Origin of the sequence: Myxococcus sp. XM-1-1-1 (assembly GCF_020037095.1) — a bacterium.
Classification (GTDB): domain Bacteria; phylum Myxococcota; class Myxococcia; order Myxococcales; family Myxococcaceae; genus Myxococcus; species Myxococcus fulvus.
Genome location: NZ_JAIQDH010000013.1, coordinates 180827 through 203669, shown reverse-complemented (window position 1 = coordinate 203669; position 22843 = coordinate 180827). Strand labels below are relative to the sequence as shown.

The following is a 22843-nucleotide window of genomic DNA, read 5'->3' as shown; positions in this document are numbered from 1 at the left end:
AATCACGGTCCGACTCAGGCCTGCGGCTCCTCGGAGCCACCGCCCTCGGTCGGCGTCTCGGAGGCAGGAGCCTCCTCGGCGGCGGGAGCGGCCTCGGCCTCGGTGGCCACGGCCTCCGCGACCACACCCTCCGGAGCGCCCTCGGCGGGCGTCGCCGTCTCCGACTCCTCCTCGGACTCCTCGCCCTCGGGGAGCTTGGAGAGGGCCATCACCTTCTCCTGGTCGTTCTCCAGCGCAATCAGGCGCACGCCCTGCGTGTTGCGGCCGATGACGGAGATCTCCTTCACCTTCATGCGGATGAGCATCCCGCCGTTGGTGACGAGCATCACCTCGTCCGACTCCTTCACCTGCACCACGCTCACCACCTTGCCGTTCCGCTCGGTGGTCTTGATGTCGATGATGCCCTTGCCGCCGCGGCCCTGCTGCCGGTACTCGGCCTCCTCGGTGCGCTTGCCGTAGCCGTTCTCCGTCACCGTGAGGATGGCGGACTCGTTCTCCACCACGACGGCGCCCACCACCTCGTCGCCCTCCTCCAGCGTGATTCCCTTCACGCCGAAGGCCTGACGCCCCATGGAGCGGACCTCCGACTCCGGGAAGCGGATGCTCATGCCGCTGGCCGTCGACAGGAGGATGTCCTTCGAGCCGTCGGTGATCATCACCGCCACCAGCTCGTCGCCCTCGTCGATGCCCAGCGCGATGATGCCGCTGGAGCGGACGTTCTCGAACGCGCTCAGGTCCGTGCGCTTCACCACGCCCTTCTTCGTGACGAAGAAGACGTAGCGGCTCTCCGGGAAGTCCCGCGTCACCAGCACCTGGGCCAGCTTCTCGCCCTCGCCGAACTGCACCAGGTTCACCATCGCCTTGCCGCGCGACGTGCGGCTGGCGGCCGGAATCTGGTGCACCTTGAGCGAGTACAGCTTGCCCTTGGTCGTAATCGGCATCAGGTACGCGTGGGTGCTCGCCACGAAGAGCTTGCTGACGAAGTCATCTTCCTTCGTCGCCGCGCCCGTCTTGCCGCGTCCACCGCGCTTCTGCGCCCGGTACTCCGACAGCGGCGAGCGCTTGACGTAGCCGGTGTGAGACAGCGTGACCACCATCGTCTCCTCGGCGATGAGGTCCTCGCTGGTGATGTCGTCCACGGCGCCGATGATCTCGGTGCGGCGCTTGTCGCCGTAGCGCTCGCGAATCTCCATCAGCTCCGTCTTGATGACGTTGAGCAGGCTCTTCTCGTTGGCGAGGATGTCCTGCAGGCGCGCCACGTCGCGCACCAGGCCGATGAGCTCGCGGAACAGCTCCTCGCGCTGCAGGCCGGTGAGCCGCTGCAGGCGCATCTCGAGGATGTTCTGCGCCTGCTCCTGGCTGAAGCCCGCGCCCTCGTACTTGTGCGCCAGCCCCCGGTACTGCGGCTCCTCGTTGCGCGCGCGCGAGACGAGCAGCTCCATCTGCGCCTTCGCCTTGTCGTAGTCGATGCGCTGCAGGTTCGCGAAGCGCTCGTGCTCGTACAGCGTGGGCGACAGGATGTTCATCAGGCCCCAGCGCGCCTCGTCCGGATCCCTGGACGCGCGGATGAGGCTGACGACGAGGTCGATGAGGTCCTGCGCGACGAGCAGACCTTCCACGATGTGCATGCGCGCCAGCGCCTTGCGCAGCTCGTAGCGCGTGCGGCGCGTCACCACGTCGCGGCGGTGGGCGATGAAGCGGTCCAGCAGCTCCTTGAGGTTCAGCGTGCGCGGCTGGCCACCGTCGATGGCCAGCATCACCGCGCCGAACGTCGTCTCCAGCGCCGTGGACTGGTACAGGTTGTTGAGCACCACCTGCGAAATCGCGTCGCGCTTGAGCTCGATGACGATGCGCATGCCCTGACGGTCGCTCTCGTCACGGATGTCGCTGATGCCCTCGAGCTTCTTCTCCCGCACCAGCTCGGCGATCTTCTCGATGAGCCGCGCCTTGTTCACCTGGTACGGAATCTCCGTGAAGATGATGGACTCGCGGTCCCCCTTCTTCGACGTCTCGATTTCCGACCGGGCGCGCACGGTGATCTGCCCGCGGCCCGTCTCGTAGGCGCGGTGGATGCCCTCGCGGCCGGTGATGAACGCGCCGGTGGGGAAGTCCGGGCCGGTGATGAACTCCATCAAGTCCCTCACGGTGCACGTGGGGTTCTCGATGAGGTGCAGCGTCCCGTTGATGACCTCCGTCATGTTGTGCGGCGGGATGTTGGTGGTCATACCCACCGCGATGCCGCTGCTGCCGTTGACGAGCAGGTTGGGGAAGCGCGCCGGCAACACGAGCGGCTCCTCGAGGGAGTCGTCGTAGTTGGGGCCGAAGTCGACGGTCTCCTTGTCGATGTCCGCCAGCAGCTCCTCGGCCAGGCGGTCCATGCGCGCTTCGGTGTAGCGCATGGCGGCGGGCATATCGCCGTCCACCGAGCCGAAGTTGCCCTGACCGTCCACCAGCAGGTAGCGCAGGCTCCACGGCTGCGCGAGGCGCACCATGGCGTCGTACACGGAGGAGTCGCCGTGCGGGTGGTACTTACCGATGACGTCACCCACCACGCGCGCGCTCTTCTTGTAAGGGCGGTTGTGGTAGTTCGCCAGGTCGTTCATCGCGAACAGCACGCGGCGATGCACGGGCTTGAGGCCGTCGCGTACGTCGGGCAGCGCGCGACCGATGATGACGGACATCGAGTAGTCGAGATACGAGCGGCGCATCTCGTCTTCGATGTTCACGGGAATGAGCTCTCCAGCGCCGTCCGGAGGAGGAGGCGGGGAGGGCGGGGCCGGCTTGTCGGTGGTGTCGTCAGCCATGGGCTCTGGGAGGTTCGCGGAGGGACCCCGTGAAGGGCCGCCGTCCAGTGAGGGAGCGTTCGTAACCCCTGGATTTCCCTACGTCAACAAGGGAAACGAGGGGGTGGACACCCCACATGCGATGGGGTCCGGAATCAAGTCAACGGAGCGCTGGAAAACGCCCCCTACTGAACGCTCGAACACCCCGTTTTCAGCCCGCTTCCGACGAAGAAAAACGGGCCTCCCGAGCCGCCCGGGACGGACGCTAGACGGGCGAGGGACGGAGGGGCGCGGCCAGGCGTTCGGCCTCGGTGCCGACAGGGCCCTCGGGGTCCTTCTCCCGGGCCTTCTCGAAGGCCGCGAGCGCGCCCTGCTTGTCACCCTTGAGCTTGAGGGCCACGCCCACGTTGAGGTGTGCGGGCGCGGAGTCGCGGTCCATGGCGACGGCCTCGCGGAACAGGGCCAGGGCCTGGTCCACGTCGCCCGACAGCAGGGCCTCCTTGCCGGCCTGGACGCGCTTCTCCGCGTCGTTCACCAGCTCCACCTGGAACACGCTGCCGCCCACCACGTTGGCGATGAGCACGCGCAGGATGCCGCCCCAGTAGAACGTGAGCCCCTCCGCCGCCACGACGGCGGCGAGCGGCAGGTCCGGCAAGAGCTGCTTGCCCCGGAACTTGAAGCGCACGCGGGTGTAGCGGCCCTTGTTGGCCCAGTGCACCACCTCGCCCTGGAGCTTGCGCAGGCCTTCCTCCATGCGCTTGGGGTCGATTTCGAAGGGGAGCACGCGGCCTGAGCCCTCCTCGCCCGCGGGCAGGGCCTTGGGGGTGTCCTCCAGCGTGGGCTCCTCGGGGAAGACGGGCTCGGCCTCGAGGACGATGGGCGGCGGCTCGGGGGGCCGGGCGGGCCGCTTCGCCTGGCTCTTCCGGGGAGCGGCGGCACGGGGGGCGGCGGGCTTCTTCACCTTCACCTTCGCCTTCGCGGCGGACTTGCGAGAGGAGCTCTTGGCCATGGTCATCACCTTAAACGAGCGACGGCGGTGGCGCTTGCGCTCGCGGTTTTCTCCGGTTTGCCCGGGCATTTCTTCATGACGGCGCGACGGGACTTCACACGGGGGCGGTGCCTGGGGCGGACGAGGTCGGGGATGATGGCGGCGCCTTCTCCCGAAAGGATTCCCGAAGCATGAAGCGCGTCCGGTCCGCTCTCGTCACCGCCCTGCTCCTCGCCGCCCCCCTGGCGAGCGCGGCGGGCAAGGACTCCATCGTCTCTGGCGACCCGTGGCCGCGCATCCGCAAGGAGCGCATCCAGAAGCTGCTGCCGCAGGCCATGGCGCGCGCCAACGTGGACGCCTGGGTGGTGCTCTGCCGGGAGAACGACAACGACCCGCTGGCGATCCACGTCGGCGGGGAGAACGCGGGCGGCACCGCGGCGTTCCTGTTCCTGCGGCAGGGGGACACGGTGCGCTCGCTCGCGCTGTCGCCGGTGAGCGAGGCCACGGCGCTGCGCGAGGTGGCGCCGCTGGACGAGGTCATCTCGGTGGAGCGCGGGCAGGACCTGTACGCGCAGATTGCCGCGCGGCTGGCGGCGGCGAAGCCCGCGCGCATCGCCATCAACGCGTCCACGTCCGTCACGGTGGCGGACGGGCTGTCGTCCTCGCAGCGCGCGGCGCTGGAGAAGGCGCTGTCGCCCGCGCTGCGCAAGAAGCTGGTGTCGTCCGAGGACGTCGTCTCCGAGTGGCTGTCCGTGAAGCTGCCCGAGGAGGTGGACATCCTGCGCAAGGCCGCGGCGCTCACGGCGCAGTTGCAAGTCGAGGCGTACGCCACGGTGGTGCCGGGCAAGACGCGGGACTCGGACGTCGCTCGTTTCCTCAAGAAGCGCATGGCGGAGCTGGGCGTGGGGGACGCGTGGGCGCCGGACCAGAACCCGGCGGTCAACAGCGGGCCCTTGCGTGGCCACTCGCACGCCACGGAGAAGGTGATTCAGCCCGGGGACTTCATCCAGACGGACTTCGGCATCCGCGTGGGCCACTTGTGGGTGACGGACATCCAGCGCTTCGCCTACGTGCTCGCGCCGGGGCAGAAAGAGGTGCCGAAGGACGCGCTGGAGAAGTGGGAGAAGGGCCGGCAGGGCAACCGCGTGGCGCTGGCGGCGCTCAAGCCGGGCGCCAGCGGCTGGGACGTGGACAAGGCGCAGCGCGTGTGGATGAACGAGGCGGGCTCGGAGCCGATGAACATGTTCGGCACCGGCCACCCCGTGGGCTACTGGGCGCATGACGTGGGGCCCGCGCTCTCCGGTGGGGCGAAGGACAAGCCCAAGCAGGGCCAGTCCACGCGCATCATCCGGACGGGACAGGTGTTCGCCTTCGACGGGTTCTTCGCGTGGAAGGAGGGCCCGGACGCGATGCGGGTCCTCTCCGTGGAGGAGATGGCCGTCGTCACCGAGACGGGCGCCGAGTACCTGATTCCGCCGCAGGAGGACCTGGTGCTCATCCCGTCGCCGGGCACCCCGGGTCAGCAGAACCCCGTGGCTCCCGCACCGCGCTGACGGAATGCGTTGCTCGCCCTACTCTCCTGGCTGGCCCGGCTCGTAGGATGAGACAGGCTTGCCGGGAGAGCGCGCGATGCAGACCGTGCTGGTGATTGACGATGACCTGTTCGTGCTCTCGCTGGTGACGGACATCCTGCAGAGCGCCGGCTTCCAGGTGCGCACGGTGCAGTCACCCGAGAGCGCGTTCCAGGAGGAGCTGGGGAACATCTCCGCCATCCTGTGCGACTACAACATGCCGTCGATGAACGGCGCGGACGTGCTCATCGCCATGCGCGAGCTGAAGGAGTGCAACGCGCCCTTCATCTTCCTCACCGGCCACGAGCAGCTCGATGACCTCATCCCCGTCGCCATCCGCTACGGCGCGGAGCTGCTGCCCAAGCCCATCCATCCCGTGGAGCTGATTCGACTGCTCATGAAGCAGCTCGCCAACGTGGCGGCGTGAACGCCGAGCCCCGTGCGGTGAAAACAGCCACCGGCGACGGGCTCGATACATGTTTCACAGGCGGAGGCGGTGCCACGCCACGCGGCGGGTCGATGGCCACGCGCGCGAGCGGAGCGCCGGATGCATCGATGCGCTCGGACGGCGGCCACGCGCGGCAGGCCAGAGACATCGACACACCCGTGCGGTGGCCTGGCCCGGCTGTCGCGCCGTGGCGGGAACCACACCGCGTGCCGCGACGCCACCGGACGGGCGCCCGTGAGCGCCCGTCCGTCACCTCAGCTCAGGAGGCCAGCGCCTTGATGAGCCGCTCGGCCTGCTCGCGCCACTCGGGGTCCAGGCGCTCCAGCTTCAAGAGCGACTGAGCCAGCTGCGTCGCCCGCTGCTTGTCGCCCAGCCGCGCGCTCACGAGCGCCAAGTTGAGCTGCGGCTCGGGACGCTCCGGCGCGCGGCGGTGCGCCTCCTCCAGCGCCTCGAGCGCCTGCTGGCCCGCGCCCGGGAGCTCGTCCTCGGGGATGCGCATCAGCAGGTTGCCCAGGTTGTTGGCGGGGGCCCAGTCGTCCGGGTCCAGCTTCATGGCCTCGCGCCACGCCGTCAGCGCGGCGGGGATGTCCACCGGCTCGATGGCCTCCAGCGCCATGCCCTCGACCATGCGGCTCTGCGAGGTGGCCTGTCCGCGCGACGCCAGCTTCCTGCACAGTTCCAGCGCGTCGGTCAGCCGCCCCTGCGCCAGCCGCAGCCGCGCCAGGTTCGCCTGCGCCGCGGGAGCGTCCGGCTCCACGCGCGCCAGCGTCTCCGCCGTGGCCACCGCGCCGCTCAGGTTGCCGCGCGCCAGCTGCACGTTGCACAGCGCGTTGAGCAGGTACGGGTCGCCGTCGAGCGCCTTGATGCCCGTGGTCAGCAGCTCCTCGGCCGCGCCCAGCTCACCGCCCGCCTGGAGCGCCACCGCGAGCACCAGGTAGCTGGGCCCGTGCCTCGGGTTGAGGCGCAGCGACTCCTGGAGGTGGTGGAAGCCGTCCTTCAGGTTCTCCTGGGCGAAGAGCACGCGCCCCAGGTGGAAGTGATGGATGGCCGTGCTCGGCGACAGCTTCACCGCCTGCTCGAGCGCGGTGCGGGCACCCGCGTTGTCGCCCTGCTCCGCCAGGAGGTAGCCCTGGCCGAACCAGGCCTCGGCCTTCTGGGGGCGCGCCTTCGCCACCTTCCGGTAGAGCGCCAGGGCGCCCGCCGCGTCACCTCGCCGGGTGAGCAGCGCGGCCCGGACCAGCTGCACGTCCGGCTCCTCCGCGCTCACGCCCGCGAGCCATGACTCGGCCTGGGCCTCGTTGCCATCGAATGCCGCGAGCCGGGCGAGCGCGACCCGGGCCGCCAGGTCCGAGGCATCGCGCTTGAGCGCGGCCTCGGCCTCCCGACGTGCCTGGTCCAGCTCCCCGGCTGCGAGAAGTGCGTCGTACCTGGCGGTCTCCGCCATCAGCCAAACAGCCCCTTGAAGAAGTTCCCGACGGACTTCACCACATCCTTGACCACTTCGACCGGCTTCTCGACGACGCTCTTCACCGCGTCGGCGATCTTCCCGAAGTTGATGTCCACGTCGAAGCCGAGCTTGAAGCCCACGCCCAGGGCGGCGCCGAAGTCCACGCGGGCCTTGAAGCGGCCGTTGTCCCAGCTGGCCTCTGCGCGGGCGGAGACACCCACACCGGCCCAGGCCTCCGCACGGCCCGTGACGCCGCCGTAGTCGCCCAGCTTCACCGTGCCCGTGGCACCGGCGCGGGCGCCGATGAACGCGTCACCACCGACGCGGGCCGCGTACTTGCCGTTGATGGGGTCCACCGTCACTTCACCGTGGAGACCCGCCTTCGCGCCCACCCACGCCTTGCCCTGCAGCTCCGCCTGGATGGGGCCGACACCCGCGCGCAGCGTGCCCTCGGCGTCCACCAGCGTGGCCTTCGCGTCCAGGTCGCCGCGGGCGAACAGCTTGCCGCCCTCGATGCCCACCTCGCCGGAGCCCTTGAGCTCGGCCTCGAGCAGGCTCACCTTGCCGTAGCCCTGGGCCACGCTGTTGGCGTCGCCGAAGCCGCCCTCGAACTTCTTGACCGCCGCGCCCTTGGTGAACTGGCCGTCGATGCCGACCTTCGGGATGGCGCCCAGCAGGCTCGCCATGGCGCCCGTCACGCGGCCCGTGGACTCGTGCTGGGACTCGTGGCTGTAGCTGGTGTTCCAGTTCTGCGTGGTGCTCTTCTCACGCTCGAAGTGGCTCTGGAGCCGGCCGTTCTCGAAGGTGGTCTGGACACCCGTGTTGGTGTCCTTGACGACCTTGTCCGTGGTCGTGTTCTTCACCACCGCGGCGTTCTGCGGCGTCTGGGTGGTGCGAACCGGGTTCTGCTGACCGCGACGGATGGAGGAGCGATCGCTCATGGCGGACCTCGGCCGGGGACTGGCCGGGAAAGAATGTGAAGGGATTGTCGCGGGGGACGTGGATCAGTTGCGTCCAGGACGGAGATTTTCCTACAGGCGCGCCGCGAACCAGCGCGCCACCAGCGGGATGCAGGCGCCGAGCGCCACCAGCCCCAGCCCCACGCCCAGCCGCACGAAGCTGGGCGCGTGCGCGCCGGGCTCCAGCACCGCGTCGGTGGGGTCCGCCGGGTTGTAAGCGACCCGGACGGCCTGTCCCGGAGGATAGCGCCGGAGGACGGACTGGGCGTGCTCCGGGTTGGTGTACGCGGCGGGGTCCACGCGCAGGGTGGAGGTGCCGACCAGGACGCGGCCCACGGTGTACTCGTACTGGATGACGGCTTCGTAGTGGATGCGGGGCTCGGCCGGGCCGGCGACGGGGAGGCGGCGCTCGAACTCCTCGGCGGAGCGGATGGTGCCGGGCGCGGTGGGCCAGCTCAGGGTGCGCCGGGCGCGCTGGACGTCCTTGAGACCGGCGACCACGAAGAGGACACCCACCGCGGCGAGCAGCGCGGCGATGGCGGTGACGACGACCCAGAGCACTTGCACGCCGCCGACACTACCAGATGGCGGGACTTCAGCCGCCCATCACCACGAAGAGCTGGCGGCACTGGGCCAGCAGCACGCCGTCCTCGGTCCACAGCTGCTGGTAGTCGTCCGCGTAGCCCTCGCCCGCCTGACGCGAGCGCCCGGTGCGCAGGAAGTGGGCGTCCGGCTTCAGCCCGGGCCTGGGCAGCGGGTGGAAGAAGTGCACGGTGAAGTCCACCGTGGCCGCCGGGCGGAAGCCCTCCACGCGGGAGAGGGCCGCCGGGGGGTAGGCGTCCATCAACCCCACCAACAGGGGCGCGTCCAGCACCGTGGGCTGACGGGGGCGGAGCCAGCCGCCCGTCTCGGCCACGTCCGAGCCCGAGTACGGCGCCGAGCCCAGGCAGAAGCGGAACTCGAAGTGGCGGCAGAAGTCCGGCATGGGCACGTCGTCGGGCGTCGCCGGCACGTCCAGCGGGGGCGGCACCTTGGGGGGCGTCAGGTCCAGGTACTCCAGGGCCCCGCCGCGCGAGGCGCCGAACGTCGCGCTGCCCACGGCCACCACGCCCGCGTCGTTCTCCACGCGCACCGTGGCGTGGGTGACGAGCTTCCCGGCGCGCTCGATGCGCGTCAGCACCCGCGCCTCGCCCTCCACCGCGGGAGAGCAGAAGTGCATGGTGAAGGAGCGCACCGGCCGGGCCGCGTCCGCCAGCGTGTGCTCCAGCGCGCGCAGCGCCGTGCCCGCCACCACGCCGCCATAGGCCCCCCTCCCCTGGTACCAGTCCGCGTGGAAGCGGGTGCGGTAGACGTTGGGTTCCAGCAGCTCGGGCGTGGAGGCGGCGACGAAGGCGGCGGTCATGTCGCGACGCACCGTATCAAGCCTCGTCCCGGAGGCACGGCCTTCGTGCCCGGACGCGCGGTGCGGCCCGCCGCTTCACCGGGACAGGCGCCAGTCGACCGGGGGCCGGCCCTTGGACTCCAGGGCCTGGTTCACCTTGCTGAAGGGCTTGCTGCCGAAGAAGCCGCTGCTGGCCGACAGGGGCGAGGGGTGGGTGCCCTCGATGACGACGTGGCGCTTCGCATCGATGAGCTTCTTCTTCTTCTGGGCGTACTTGCCCCAGAGGAGGAAGACGACGGCGTCCTGCTTGGCGCTCACCGCGCGGATGACGGCGTCGGTGAAGTCCTCCCAGCCGTGGCCCGCGTGGCTGTTGGGCTGGGCCTGGCGCACGGTGAGCACGGCGTTGAGCAGGAGCACGCCCTGCTCGGCCCAGGGGATGAGCGAGCCCGTCTTGGGACGGGGCTCCTGCACGTCCGCCTCCAGCTCCTTGAAGATGTTCACCAGCGAGGGCGGCGAGGGCACGCCGGGCTTCACGGAGAACGCCAGCCCGTGTGCCTGCCCGGGCCCGTGGTACGGGTCCTGGCCCAAAAGCAGCACGCGCACGTCCGCGTAGGGCGTCAGCCGGAAGGCGGAGAAGAGGTCCTCCTCCGAGGGGAAGACGGTGGCCGCCTCGCGCTCCTGGGCGACGAAGCGCTCCAGTTCCTGGAACGAGGGTGAATCGAGCGCGGACTTCAGCTCCCGCTTCCAGTCCTCCGGCAACCCGTCCTTCAACATGGCGTGACTCCCCGTCCGACCTGCGAGGTCGGGCATTGAAGCACCGCCCGCGCGGGGGGCCCATCGCTTTCGTCCCGGCGTCCAGGGGGTGACAGCCGCACTGGAAGCGACCGGGCGGGCGGGACGGGTTCTTGGGGGGAAGGCCCCGGGCGCGCTAGCCTGCGAGGCGCCATGACGATGTACACCGAGTCACTCCGCGCCTTCCTCAAGCCCGTCCTGCCCTATCTGGACGACGAGTCGGTGTCGGAGATCATGATCAACGGCCCCACCGACGTGTGGATCGAGAAGAAGGGCCGACTGACGAAGACGGACGCGGCCTTCACCGAGGAAGGCCTCATCGGCGCCGCGCGCAACATGGCCCAGTTCGTCGGCCGCATGCTCACCGAGGAGCGCCCGCGCCTGGACGCGCGCCTTCCGGACGGCAGCCGCATCCATGTGGTGATTCCGCCGATTGCCCGCCGCGGAACCACCATCTCCATCCGCAAGTTCTTCAAGGAGAAGCTGACCGTCCAGTCGCTCCTGAAGTTCGGCTCGCTGACGCCGCAGATGGCGCGGCTCATCGAGGCGGGCATCGCCACCAAGCTCAACATGCTGGTGGCCGGCGGCACGGGCTCCGGCAAGACGACGCTGCTCAACATCGTCTCCTCGCTCATCCCCGACGAGGAGCGCATCCTCACCATCGAGGACTCGGCCGAGCTCCAGCTCAACCAGACACACGTGGTCGCCTTCGAGAGCCGTCCGCCGGACAAGTTCGGCAAGGGCGGCGTGGACATGGGAGACCTGCTGCACTCGGCGCTGCGTCTGCGTCCGGACCGAATCGTCGTCGGCGAGGTGCGCGGCGGCGAGGCGTTCCACCTGATGCAGGCGATGAACACGGGCCACGGCGGCTCGCTGGCCACCACGCACGCCAACACGCCCACGGACACGCTGCGCCGCATCGAGTCCCTGTGCCTCATGTCCGGCGTGGAGCTGCCCATGGTGGCCGTGCGCGCCCAGGTGGCCAGCGCCATCAACTTCGTCATCTGCTGCGAGCGCCTGCACGACGGCAGCCGCAAGACGATTGCCCTGTCGGAGGTGCTGCCGCTCAACGAGAAGGGCGACTACCGCACGCAGGACATCTTCGTCTTCACGCCGGTGGCCAAGGACGAGGACGACCACATCCTCGGCTACCACGCGCCCACGGGCATCATCCCAAACTTCGTCGCCAAGGCGAAGGCGTATGGCTTCAGCGATTTGGAGGACTCGTTCTTCGACCCGGCCACCTATGGTCTGCCGCCTCCGCCCACGTTCCACGCCGGTGAGTCGTACACCGTGCGGTGGGCGCCCTCGCTGAAGCACCGCGAGGAGGGACAGCCGGACCCCGCGCACTACAAGCAGGAGTGGTCCGCGTTCGAGGAGAAGCTCAAGCAGAGCGCGCGCGAGGCCAAGGCCGCCAAGGCTGGTGGAGCGCCCGCGCCCGCCGCCGCGCCCGTGCAGGTGCAGGTGCCCGCGAACCTGCCCACCTCGAAGCCCGCCACGACGGCCGCGCCTCCCAGGGTGGCCAGCGCCACGCCGCCCGCGGGACAGGCCGCCGCCCGGCCTCCCGCCGCGCGCCCGCCGCCTCCTCCCGAGAGCGACGACGACAAGACGCCGCCGCCCACCCGCAGCCCCTTCGCCAGCGGCATGGACCACGCCGCCGAGGCCAAGGTGGAGGTGGACGAGGAGCTGCTCACCGACGCGGGCCGGCCTCCCCCGCCGCGTCGCCCGGGCACGCCGCCGCCCAGGCCTCCGCCTCCCGGGGCCCGCCCCGCGCTCGCCGCGCGCAGGCCCCCGCCGGCCATGCCCGCCCACGTGGACGACGAGGACGAGGACACGGGCGCGACGGCCGAGCCCCAGGGCGGCGCCGAGAAGACGCAGATCCGCCCCGCTCCGTCGGAGCGGCCTCGGCGCTGAGGCCACGGGTCACGACTCCGCCGCCCTACCCGGGTGGTGGAGTCTCCCGTCACCGCACGCACCGCCCGCGAGCGTGACGCCACCCGAGGTGGGTCGCCCCTGATTCCCCTTCTTGCGAGGAGGTCCTGTCGGGGGGAAAGTGCTCACGTGTTGATCTCCCTCGTCGCCGTCTTCACCGTGGTCGCCGCCCAGGCGCCCGCGCTCCCCGCCCCGCAGGGGCCCCTGAGCGTGTTGGTCGCGCCCCCGGACGCGACGGGAACTCCCACTCACGTCGTGGATTTCGCGCGCGAGCACATCACGGAGCAGCTCGAGTCGCGAGGCGTGCGCGTCATCCGGATGGACAACGTCACCCGCAGGCTGCCCGCCACGAAGCGGCGCGCGCTCCTGCGCTGCAAGCGCACCGAGGCGCCCTGCATCCAATGGCTGGGCACCACCAGCCAGGCGGAGGTCGTGCTCGTCACGGAGCTGGTGCGAAAGCCCCAGGGGTACCGCGCGGGAATGAAGCTCCACGCGGCGAAGGACGGCGCGCTCATCGCCGAGCACTTCGTCTCCGACGTGCTCGAGGACGGCCTGCTGGACGCGCTCACGCAGACGCTGGACGTGGTGCTGCCCGCGACGCTGCGCGCGCTGCGGCCACCGCCTCCCCCGCCGCGCATCGACGACGTTCCCCCGCCCACGCGAGTGACCCGGCCTGGCACCTCCGACCCCGGCTCCCAGCCGACGCCCGTGCCGCCAGAGCCCGCCCTCGCGCAGACCTCCTCCTCCGCGCGGCGCTGGGCCTGGCTGCCCGCGGCGGGCGGCGTGGTGCTCGCGGGCGTGGGGACGGTGTTCTACCTGAAGGCGAAGGACCGCTACGACACGCTGGAGACCGGCGGCGCGGACATCCCCTTGCGTGACTCGGACGCGCTGGTGTCCCAGGGCAAGAGCGCGCAGACGGTGAGCCGCGTGGCCTTCGGGGTGGGCGCGGCGGGGCTCGTCGCCGGCGCGGTGATGTTCCTGTGGCCGGAGGACGACCCTCCCGCGAAGGTCGTCCCCTCCGCCGCCGTGACGTCGGGTGGCGCCATGGTGGGCCTGTCCGGGACGTGGCCATGACCTCGAGAGGACCCATGCGGAAGACCTGGACGCTCGGCGCCCTGGGCGCGGCGCTCGGCGCGGTGCTCGCCGCCGGCGGTTGCTACGACTTCGACGCCGCGCGGAAGCGCTGCCTCGACGAAGGCCGGTGCGAGCAGGTGCCCGACGCCGGGCGCTGCATCCCCAACACCGCCATCGACGACACCCCGGACGACACCTTCGAGGACTCCGACTGCGACGGCGTGGACGGCCGCGCCAGCGAGGGCCTGTTCGTCGACCCCGTGACGGGCGACGACGTCAACGGCACCGGCACGCGCGACGCGCCGCTGCGCACGCTCGGCCACGCGCTGTCGCTCGTGCGCCAGTGGGACGGCGGCGCGCCCACGCGGGTGTACCTGGCGGGCGGGGAGTACCAGGAGGGTGAGCTGACGCTGGACGTGCCCGTGTCGCTCCACGGCGGCTACGCGGGACGCGATGGCGGCTGGCGCCGCGCCGGCACCCAGGTGGCCCGGTTGGAGGCCGGCCCCACCGCGCTCACCGTTCGCGGACTGTCGGACGCCGGCATCGTGCTGGAGTACCTGCGCGTGCGCTCCGCGGATGGACAGGCGCCGGGACAGCCCTCCATCGCCTTGCGCGTCATCGGCTCGGACGTGCGGCTGCGCCACACCGTGCTCACGGCGGGACACGGCGCCGCGGGACAGGATGGCGCGAACGGTGACGCCGGAGCACCGGGCCCCGACGGCGGCGAGGGCACCAAGACCCTCCAAGAAAGCCCGACCGTGCCGGGTGAGGGTGGCGCGGGCGGCATCAACCTGGCGTGCCCCGGCGAGGAGGGCTCGCGCTCAGGCGGAGACGGCGCCCCCGGAGTCCACAAGACCGTGGGCAACGACGGAGCCCCCGGGCAGCCCCAGGCGGGAGGTCCTCCGACGGGAGGGACGGGCGGCGCGGGTGGCGCCCTGGACACGAAGGACTGCCGGGCCTCCCCCTCCTCCTGCAGCTGTACCGCTGGCGACGGCTTCGCGGGAGACGCGGGCGTCGCGGGCATCCCCGGGGACGCGGGCGCGTTCGGCGCGGGAATGGGGACCTTGTCGGAGGTCGACGGGACGTGGACGGTGGGCGCGGGCCAGAACGGCGGCGCGGGTGAGCCGGGGACGTCCGGTACGGGTGGTGGCGGCGGCGGCAGCGGTGGCAGCTGCCTCATCCAGTCGAGCCCCCAGATCACCGAGCCCGCCAGCCCCGGAGGCAGCGGCGGCGGCGCGGGCGGCTGCGGCGGCCAGGGCGGCGCGGGTGGCGGTGGCGGCGGTGCGTCCATCGGCCTGCTGGTGTTCGACTCGAACGTGGCGTTGGAGACGGCCACGTCCATCGAGACGCTCGGCGGCGGCGCGGGTGGCCGGGGAGGCACGGGTGGACGCGGGGGGGCCGGCGGGGAGGGAGGCCTGACCGTGGGGCGCACCAACCTCGAGGACATGACCTACAAGAGTGGCGCCGGCGGCCCTGGCGGAAAGGGCGGCAACGGAGGCGCGGGCGGGCCTGGCGGCGGTGGTGGCGGCGGCCCCTCGGTGGGCATCTGGTGCACACGCTCGCAGGTGACGCAGGACGACGCGGGGACGACCATCACCCAGGGTCCGGGCGGCGATGGTGGACCGAGCACGGGCCTTGCGGGCGAACCCGGCGCGTCGGTGCCGACGTTGGGCTGCCCGACCTCACCGTGAGGGACATCCGTCGGCTGACCGACGCTGGAGGGGCGTCGGGGACACTTGGGGTGTGCGTCGCCTGAACGCTCGCCCTGCACCCAGGTCCGAAGCCCATCGCGCCCCCCTCCCGGTCTTGCTACGCTGGCCTTTCTTCCCGAGATGGCTTCCGAGCTGAACTGCGAAACCTGTGGTCTCCCCGTCCCCGCCGACACCGGTGTGTGCCCGCGGGATGGCACCGTGGCACTCGCTGCGTTCCACGTCCCACCGCCGGCACCGGCATCGCCGGAGGCCGACGAGCCGAAGGTCATCGTGCAGAGCACCCTGGAGGCCTCGGCGGAGTCCCTGCGGGACCCGCTCATCGGCCTGAAGCTTGGTGAGTACGAGCTGCGCGCTCGGGTGGGCGTGGGCGGAATGGGGCTGGTGTACGAGGGCATCCAGCCGCTCATCGGCAAGCGCGTGGCGGTGAAGGTGCTGCGCCCGGAGCTGGCGCACTCCACCGAGCAGGTGGAGCGGCTGCTCGCCGAGGCGCGCGCGGTGAACGCCATCCGCCACCGCGGCATCATCGACATCTTCGGCTTCGGCCAGGTCCCTGACGGCCGGCAGTACATCGTCATGGAGTACCTGGAGGGCCAGCCGCTGGACGCGGTGCTCTCGGAGCGGACGCGGCTGCCCGTGCTGGAGGCGCTGCCCATCCTGGACGAGGTGCTGGCGGCGCTGGCCGCGGCGCACGGCGCGGGCGTGGTGCACCGGGATTTGAAGCCGAGCAACATCTTCATGGTCCACCAGCCGGACGGCTCGCGGTACGTGAAGGTGCTGGACTTCGGCCTCGCCAAGCGGGGCCAGGGCCCCACCGGCCGCACCGCGCAGACGCGCACGGACATGGTGGTGGGCACGCCGGAGTACATGGCTCCGGAGCAGGCGCGAGGCCAGGAGGTGGGTCCGATGACCGACCTCTACGCGCTGGGCGTCGTCACCTTCGAGATGGTGACGGGGCGGCTGCCCTTCATCGGCAGCTCGCCGGTGGACCTGCTGATGAAGCACGTGGAGGCGCGTCCGCCCCGGCCGTCGGAGTTCGTGCCCGACCTGCCGCCCGCGCTGGATGCGTTCATCCTGCAGATGCTGACCAAGGACCCGGAGGCGCGCCCCAACTCGGCGGACGCGCTCCGGCAGCAGCTCCACAAGCTGCGCCGCTCCCTGCGCTCCACCACGCACTCCAACGCGAGCGCGCTCGCCCCCACCCAGCCGAAGCCGTCCGTCCCGGACGACGCCGCCTCGCGCAGGCCCACCGCGCCCGTGCCCGCGCCGACGGAGCTGGGCGCGGAGCGGAGCCTGCGGCCGACGGCCGTGCTGGATGCGCCCGCGCGCAAGCACCTGCCCGTGGCCGTGGCGGTGGGGACGGCCGCGCTGCTGCTCGTCGGCGCCGCGGCGTTGATACTGCGCGAGCCGGCCCGCGCCGTGCCGCTCACGCCGCAGCGCGAGGTGGACGCTCGCGCCGACCGGCTCGCCGCGGAGGTTCGGGACGAAGCCCACGCCGCGGCGGCGGAGAACGAAGCTCCCGCCGAGCGTCTCGCAGCGGAGGCTCGGGACGAAGCCCACGCCGAGGCGGCGGGGAACGAGGCTGGGTCTGCGCAGCTCGCCGGGGCGGCTCGGAACGAGGCTGGCACCTCGCAGCTCGCCGCGCTTCCCCGGGATGAAACCCGCGCCGGGCAGCAGGTCCCTGGGGTGGGTGGCGCCGTCGGAACCTCGGCCGTCGGTGATGGCCAGAATCCCGCGGGCTCCACCGCACAGCAGGCTCCCACCGTCGCGAGCGCGCCCGTCGCAGCCCCGTCCGAGTCCGAAGCAGGGTCCGAGGGCTCGGCAACCGCCACGAGGAAATCACTGGCCCTCGCGAAGTCCACGCGAGAGACGAGTTCCACCACCGACGAGCCGGAGACACTGGCCCGTGCCGGACGGCCCTCGAGCGCGAGCAAGCCCACCACCACCCCCTTGGACCCGCAGTCGCGCGCCAAGGTGCTCAAGCGCATCGAATCGTTGGAGGAAGCCCTGCCCGAGCTCCTGGCTCAGAAGCGGGTGACGAGCCCGGGCGCCATGTTGAATCGGCTGGACAACCTCCGCATCGCCGCCAAGGACGCCGGCGACGCCGAGTCCCTCCGCAATGTCCAGCAGGGCATCGACCTGCTGGAGAGGATGTTCATCAAGAAGTGAGGCCCGGGCGGACCGACGCGCGCCCGAGCGTCCCGCTCACTCCATGCAGCCCAGCTTCTGGGACGTCGCGTTGCGCGCGCGGTCCTCGCTCACCAGCTTCCACCCGGCCAGGTCCCCCAGCAGCGTGTCGCGGTCCTGCCGCAGCACCGTGGGGTTCTTGCACTGGCGGATGTCCCAGTAGCGGTAGAACGGCGGCAGCGCGAGCTGGAGCTCGGCGAACTCCGCCAGCTGCAGCTCGTTGAGCTCCTTCTTGAAGAGCCGGAAGGCCGCGTCCTCCACGCCGACGATGCCTCGCTCGAAGTAGAGGATGGCCAGGTCGTACGCGATGAGCTGGTCCTTCTGCATGAAGGTGTGCAGCCGGTGCGCTGCGACCGTCAGCTCCAGCTTGCCGGAGATGCCCAGCGACTGGGCGATGCGCATGGCCAGCAGCCGCTCACAGGCGCCCTCACCCGGCGGGGACGAGCCCATCGTGGCGCCCACGAACAAGCGCCAGGCCCAGGCCGCGCCGTCCTCGCGCGGCGTCTGGAAGTAGCGCGGGCAGTCCATGTGGCGGATGTAGAGCGCCACCAGGTCCTTGGGCAGCCGGGAGAAGTCAGGCCGGTTGAAGGTGATGGGGCGCGGGTTGCGCTCGAACTGGCCCGCGCGCAGGCTCATCCGCTCGCCCTCGATGCTGTGCTTGAGCAGCTTCTCGACGTCGAACTCGCTCTCGAGCTGGGGCAGCTTGCTGGCCGTATAGAGATACGTCAGCGGAATGAGCACGCCGGCCAGGCCGAGCATGAACAGGATTATCCACAAGAGACTCTTCACCGCCCCAGGCTACCAGGGGCAGCACGCGCCCGACACACGGGTTAGAACCGCACTCACCATGCCCGACTGGCATCCGGCCACCGTCACCGCCCGCACCCCCGCAGCCGATGGGCTCACCGACCTCGTGCTCGACATCCAGGGCACACCCCTGGTGGGAACCCACGCGCACCCCGGCCAGTACGTCCGGATGTGCCTGCCCGGGCTGCAGCCGGGGATGTTCGCCATCGCCTCCCCGCCCGAGGCCCAGGGGCTTCGCTGGGAGTTCCTGCTCAAGGACGGCAGCCCGCTGCCCGACGCGCTCATCCGTCTGCCGCTCGGCGCGCCGGTGCAGGTGTCCGCGCCCGAGGGCAAGGGCTTCCCCGTGGAGCGAGCGCGCGGGCACGACGTGCTGCTGTTCGCCACCGGCTCCGGCATCTCCGCCATCCGGCCCGTCATCGCCACCGTGCGAAGGGACCGCTCGCACTTCGGCCGCGTGAAGCTCTACTTCGGCGCGCGCACGCCCGGGGCCTTCGCGTACCAGGGCGAGCTGCACACGTGGGAGGAAGGCGGCGTCCAGGTGGTGCGCACCGTCAGCCAGCCCGGCGCCAGCGGCTGGCAGGGGCTCACCGGCTACGTGCAGACGCACCTGGGCGAGGAGGCCGTCGCGGATGCCCGCGCCTTCGTCTGCGGACAGCCCGGCATGTCCCAGGGCGTCATCGAGGCACTGCGTGAGCGCGGCGTGCCCCGCGAGCACATCTTCTTCAACTATTGAGCGACGGGCGCCCCTGGAGGAACCACGGTGGCGCCGTCGACGTAGCCCACGTCGAGCAGCACCGCGGACGGGTCGCTCTCACCGGAGCTGCTGGCCACCTGCGGCGTCCACGCGGCCACGCCCACCATGCGCCCATCCGGGCTGAAGCGCACGCGGCGCACGGACCAATCGAAGCCGTACGAGCCCCGCGCGGCCTCCTGTCCCTCGGTGAAGAGGTGCACCTGCTTGTCCCAGCCCCCGGACACGAGCGAGCGCCCATCCGGAGAAATCGCCGTCGTGGACACCACGCCCCGGTGCACCGGCCACTTGTGCAGCACCTTCCCCGTCGCCGCGTCCACCAGCGCGCCCGCGTTGAAGTCGCCCCGAGGCTCCTCGACGCCCTTGCGCTCGCGCTCGTACACGGCGCGGTCCCTCTCCGGCTTCTGCTCCGACAACCCCACGCCCAGCCGGGCGCCCCGCGCGTCCACCGTGACGTCGCTGACGTACGCGGGGAACGTGAAGTCCGAGCGCCGCGCGAGCACCAGCGTGTCCACCACCGCCGCGCCCGCCTGGGCACCGCCCTTCAGCGCGAGGCGCGCCTCCAGCGTCTGCTCGTCGAAGGCCACGTCCACCTTGTCGGAGAACGGCGCGCCCAGCACGCCCTGGAAGCCCTGCGGCACGCACGCGTCGCACACCGACACGTCCACGTCGCGCACCTCCAGCGACTTGAAGCGCAGCGACTGTCCCCGCGCCACCCGCGCCTGCGTCGTGCCCAGCGCGCCCGGCACATCCACCGTGTCCTTCAGCTGCGACAGGTCGATGCCCGCCTGCGACGCGGCCTCGCGGGTGATGACCACCTGGGGCACGCGCGCATCCAGCGTGAAGCCCACCGGCGTCTTGCCGTTGAGCGCGCCCACCACGATGGCCGAGCCCCCCCGCCGCTCGAAGCGCACGCGCGCCTCCTGGGGCGACAGCGACTGGACCTCGGTGGTCCACGCGCGCACGTGCTTGTCCCAGCCGCCCGAGTACAGCGTCCCATCCGGAGAGAAGGCCACGCCGCTCACCGGCCCCTCGTGCCCGCGCTCCTCGGACACATAGGCCAGGTCCGGCACCGCCAGCACCGTGAGCAGGCCCTTCACGCCGCCCGCCACCAGCCACTGGCCCTCGGGGTGGAAGGCCACGACGGACAGCGGCTCCTCGGTGGCGCGCACGCCCCTGGGCTCGCCCGTGGCCGCGTCGAACAGGCGCACCGCGCCGTCACGACCCGCGGTGGCGACCAGGCTGCCGTCCGGCGAGAAGGCCACGCCCTCCACGTCGAACTCGTACGGGTTGATGGCCGGGTCGCCCAGCTTCCGGGGCGGCGTCTCCAGCGCCCACAGCGTCAGGAAGTAGGAGCGCGAGCCCAGCCGCGTGTACGCCACGCGCCGCTGCCGGGGCGAGAAGTCCAGGCCCCAGATGAAGTCCGTCCGGTTGAGGACCGCGCCCTTGCCCAGCCCCGCCGTCGCGCCCGTGACATAGGCGCCCGGCGTCTCGTCCAGCCGGGACACCACGTCCGGAGGCAGCGTCGCGACACCATGCGCGCACCCACCACCGCCCGCCGCCAGCAGCGCCGCCGCCAGCAGCCCCACCCCACCCCTCATGAACCCGAGCCTCCCGTCGCGGAGGCCGCCTTCTCGCGCTCCTTGTCCACGTTGATCTCGGTGACGCCCTTGTTGTCGATGGACAGGAGGAAGAGCTGCTTGACGGCCTCGCGCTTGTCGTTGAACGAGGTGCGGCCCGTGGCGCCGTCGAAGTCCTTCAGGTTGGCGAGCGACTCACGCATCTGCGCGCGCGTGCGCGGAGCGCCCTCCTTCTTCTCCACCAGCTGGCGGAGCATGCGGCCGGAGTCGTAGCCGATGGCCTCCAGCAGGCCCGGGTCCTTGCCCGTCTCCTGCTTGTACGACTCGCGGTACTTGCGCACGAAGTTGCGCGTGGCCGGCCGCTGCGAGTCCACGAAGAAGCCGTCCACGTACACCGAGCAGGTGACGAACTTGCCGCCGCGCTCGATGAGCTCCGGCAGGCCCGAGCGCCCCTTGGGGCTGCTCCACTGGTTGGCGCCGAAGAGCGTCACCGTCTTCAGCTCCTTCTTGCCCGTCGTCTTGCGGATGCGCTCCAAATCGCGCGGGTCGCACGCGTTGGTGACGATGTCCTCCACCGCCAGCGCCGGGGCCACCAGGCTCACCCGCCGCCAGTCGTCCGGCATGAAGATGGCCTCGAAGTCGATGATGGGCTCGACGTTGCTCTTCACCTTCTCCAGCGCCTTGCGGCGGCGGAACGCGTCCAGGTTCTCGCCCTGCAAATCCCTCACGCCCTCGACGTAGTCGCCGCGGTCCTCCAGGTAGTAGCGGCCCACCAGCTTCTTGGCCTCCTGGGTGAACGTCGTCTGGTCGTGCGAGTAGCGCTCCGCGCCCCGCACCACGCCGCCCTGGTCCACCACCTGGTCCCAGAACTCGTTCGCCAGCTCCACGCCGTAGGGGATGTTCGGGTACAGCAGGGCGAACTTCTTGTAGCCCTTCACGTTGATGGCGTAGTCCGCGACGGCGTTGGCCTGCGCGGCGTTCGTCAGCATGTTGCGGAAGACGTACGCGCCCAGGTCCGTGACGCCATCCTGCCGCGTCATGGTCAGCAGCGGCACCTGGAGCTCCTCGGCCACCAGCGCCGCGCGCTTGGAGTCCTCCGCGAGCACCGGCCCCAAGACAGCGATGGCGCCGTCGTCGAACGCGAGCTGCTCCATCGCCTGGCCCGTCTTGTTCACGTCGCCCTGCGTGTCCTTCACCACCAGCTCGATGTCGCTGCCCTCCAGGCCCAGCTGGATGCCGCGCAGCACCGCCTCGCCGATGGGCTGGTAGCGGCCCGTCATGGGCAGCAGCACGCCCACCGTGCGGGGCTTGGCCTCCACGCGCCGCGTGGCGCGCGCGAGCAGCTCCCGGGCCTGGGGCGCGAACGGACTGCCAGGCGCCTCCGCGAGGAAGCGGTTGAGCGTCTCCTCCAGCCGGTTCCACTCGCGCAGGTGGTAGTAGACGCGCGCCAGCTTGAAGGTGAGCACGGGCCAGGCCGGGTTGGACGGCGACAGCCCGTCCGCCACGCGCGCGATGTCCACGAAGTCCGCGCGGCCCTCCACCAGCGCCTCCACCCGGGCCACCGCGGCGTCACGCTCCGCCTGCGTCTTGGCCTGCCCCGCCTCCTCCACCGCCATCGTCAGCGACTGGCCGTACAGGCCCGCGCCCTCGGCGGCGCGCGCCGCGTCACGCAGCAGCTGCTCCTTCTCGGCGCCCTCGGCGCGCTCGGCCAGGCTGGACAGCGTCTGGTACGCGTCCCGGTACGCGCCCACCTCCATGGCGGACAGCGCCAGCTTGCGCTTGGCGTCCTCGGCCTGGGTGTAGAGCGGGTTCTCGAAGAGCAGCTCGTTGAAGGACTTGCGCGCGTTGACGTAGTCCTTCGACTCGAAGAACAGGACACCCGCCTGATAGAGCGCGTCCTGGCCCGCCGTCGTCGCCGGGTACGCCTTGCGCACGGACAGGTAGGCCTCCGCGGCCCGCTTCTTGTCCGGCGTGGCCTGGGCCGTCTGCCGCGCCTGGGCGAGCGCCGCGTCCGCGGACGCGTCCTTGCGCACCTCGATGGCGGGCTTCTTCGGGAACGGGTCCCCCGTGGGCACGTCCTCGCCCGTGGTGCCACCGGACGGGATGCGGGAGGAACGAGGACAGGCCGTCAGCAGCAGGGCCAGCGCGACGATGAGCGAGCGGCGCAAGGTAGGCAGGACTTCCATGGCAGTGGGGTGCATAGCAGCGGCGACGCGCCTCCGTCGACAACGGAGCGGGGAGAAGATTCCTCGCGGAACCCCTCCCCTGCTGCACCCTTCATGCCCATGCGGCCGCTTGCCCCAGGCCGCGTTGACTTCCTCACGTTGGCGCGGCACCCGGACCACGCCCGCGCGGCCCGGGGGCCACGCTCCATGGATTCCCGGGCCTCCACGTGGGGCGGCCGGCCGGACACGGCAGGTCCGGCCTCACACGC

The 22843-nt window shown here is 71.3% G+C and carries 17 protein-coding genes; 7 read left to right on the top strand and 10 right to left on the bottom strand.

Annotated elements, in window-relative coordinates; genetic code table 11:
* Positions 1–14 precede the first annotated feature (14 nt).
* A complete protein-coding gene (gyrA, locus tag K8640_RS24655; protein WP_223749287.1) occupies positions 15–2804 on the bottom strand; it encodes a DNA gyrase subunit A in 2790 nt (929 codons plus the stop codon).
* Between the two features lie 244 nt (positions 2805–3048).
* Entirely contained in the window at positions 3049–3792 is a 744-nt protein-coding gene (locus tag K8640_RS24650; RefSeq protein ID WP_223749286.1) for a tetratricopeptide repeat protein, read from the bottom strand.
* Between the two features lie 170 nt (positions 3793–3962).
* Between K8640_RS24650 and K8640_RS24645 the strand changes: the two genes are divergently transcribed.
* Both K8640_RS24645 and K8640_RS24640 read left to right on the top strand, forming a co-directional pair.
* Positions 3963–5324 (top strand): Xaa-Pro peptidase family protein, encoded by a 1362-nt coding sequence (locus tag K8640_RS24645; protein ID WP_223749285.1) that lies wholly within the window; start codon positions 3963–3965, stop codon positions 5322–5324.
* A gap of 76 nt (positions 5325–5400) precedes the next feature.
* A complete protein-coding gene (locus K8640_RS24640; protein ID WP_141326776.1) occupies positions 5401–5769 on the top strand; it encodes a response regulator in 369 nt (122 codons plus the stop codon).
* Positions 5770–6049: 280 nt separating this feature from the next.
* Here K8640_RS24640 and K8640_RS24635 read toward each other — a convergent pair whose 3' ends face one another.
* From K8640_RS24635 to ung, 5 genes are all read right to left on the bottom strand, one after another.
* On the bottom strand, positions 6050–7234 hold the full coding sequence (locus K8640_RS24635; protein WP_223749284.1) for a tetratricopeptide repeat protein: 1185 nt from the start codon (positions 7232–7234) through the stop codon (positions 6050–6052).
* Positions 7234–8178 carry a hypothetical protein gene (locus K8640_RS24630; RefSeq protein ID WP_223749283.1) on the bottom strand — a complete coding sequence of 315 codons (945 nt, stop codon included), beginning with the start codon at positions 8176–8178 and terminating at the stop codon, positions 7234–7236. Before K8640_RS24630 ends, K8640_RS24635 begins: the two co-directional genes overlap by 1 nt.
* Positions 8179–8268: 90 nt before the next feature.
* Entirely contained in the window at positions 8269–8763 is a 495-nt protein-coding gene (locus K8640_RS24625) for a DUF3592 domain-containing protein (RefSeq protein WP_223749282.1), read from the bottom strand.
* A gap of 28 nt (positions 8764–8791) precedes the next feature.
* Positions 8792–9610 carry an acyl-CoA thioesterase II gene (locus K8640_RS24620; RefSeq protein WP_223749281.1) on the bottom strand — a complete coding sequence of 273 codons (819 nt, stop codon included), beginning with the start codon at positions 9608–9610 and terminating at the stop codon, positions 8792–8794.
* 63 nt (positions 9611–9673) lie between these two features.
* The gene (gene ung, locus K8640_RS24615; RefSeq protein ID WP_223749280.1) at positions 9674–10351 is read right to left on the bottom strand and encodes a uracil-DNA glycosylase; all 678 of its coding nucleotides are present in this window, start codon (positions 10349–10351) and stop codon (positions 9674–9676) included.
* A 171-nt stretch (positions 10352–10522) separates the two neighbouring features.
* On the opposite strand from ung, the gene K8640_RS24610 reads away from it, so the two are divergent.
* The 4 genes from K8640_RS24610 (at position 10523) to K8640_RS24595 (ending at position 17253) form a co-directional block, all read left to right on the top strand.
* Positions 10523–12283, top strand: a complete 1761-nt coding sequence (locus K8640_RS24610) for a CpaF family protein (protein WP_223749279.1) — start codon at positions 10523–10525, stop codon at positions 12281–12283.
* Between the two features lie 147 nt (positions 12284–12430).
* Positions 12431–13375: a hypothetical protein gene (locus K8640_RS24605; RefSeq protein ID WP_223749278.1), complete on the top strand. Its 945-nt coding sequence runs from the start codon at positions 12431–12433 to the stop codon at positions 13373–13375.
* A 14-nt stretch (positions 13376–13389) separates the two neighbouring features.
* Complete coding sequence (locus K8640_RS42565) at positions 13390–15066, top strand: hypothetical protein (protein WP_255653416.1); 1677 nt, start codon at positions 13390–13392, stop codon at positions 15064–15066.
* A gap of 141 nt (positions 15067–15207) precedes the next feature.
* Positions 15208–17253, top strand: coding sequence for a serine/threonine protein kinase (locus K8640_RS24595; protein ID WP_223749277.1), 2046 nt, complete (start codon positions 15208–15210; stop codon positions 17251–17253).
* Positions 17254–17289: 36 nt separating this feature from the next.
* On the opposite strand, the gene K8640_RS24590 is transcribed toward K8640_RS24595, so the two are convergent.
* Positions 17290–18030, bottom strand: a complete 741-nt coding sequence (locus K8640_RS24590) for a transglycosylase domain-containing protein (RefSeq protein ID WP_223749276.1) — start codon at positions 18028–18030, stop codon at positions 17290–17292.
* A gap of 88 nt (positions 18031–18118) precedes the next feature.
* On the opposite strand from K8640_RS24590, the gene K8640_RS24585 reads away from it, so the two are divergent.
* Positions 18119–18811 carry an NAD-binding oxidoreductase gene (locus K8640_RS24585; protein ID WP_223749275.1) on the top strand — a complete coding sequence of 231 codons (693 nt, stop codon included), beginning with the start codon at positions 18119–18121 and terminating at the stop codon, positions 18809–18811.
* On the opposite strand, the gene K8640_RS24580 is transcribed toward K8640_RS24585, so the two are convergent.
* Both K8640_RS24580 and K8640_RS24575 read right to left on the bottom strand, forming a co-directional pair.
* Positions 18805–20430, bottom strand: a complete 1626-nt coding sequence (locus K8640_RS24580) for a WD40 repeat domain-containing protein (RefSeq protein WP_223749274.1) — start codon at positions 20428–20430, stop codon at positions 18805–18807. The genes K8640_RS24585 and K8640_RS24580 overlap by 7 nt on opposite strands.
* The gene (locus K8640_RS24575; RefSeq protein WP_223749273.1) at positions 20427–22595 is read right to left on the bottom strand and encodes an ABC transporter substrate-binding protein; all 2169 of its coding nucleotides are present in this window, start codon (positions 22593–22595) and stop codon (positions 20427–20429) included. Before K8640_RS24575 ends, K8640_RS24580 begins: the two co-directional genes overlap by 4 nt.
* Positions 22596–22843: the final 248 nt, after the last annotated feature.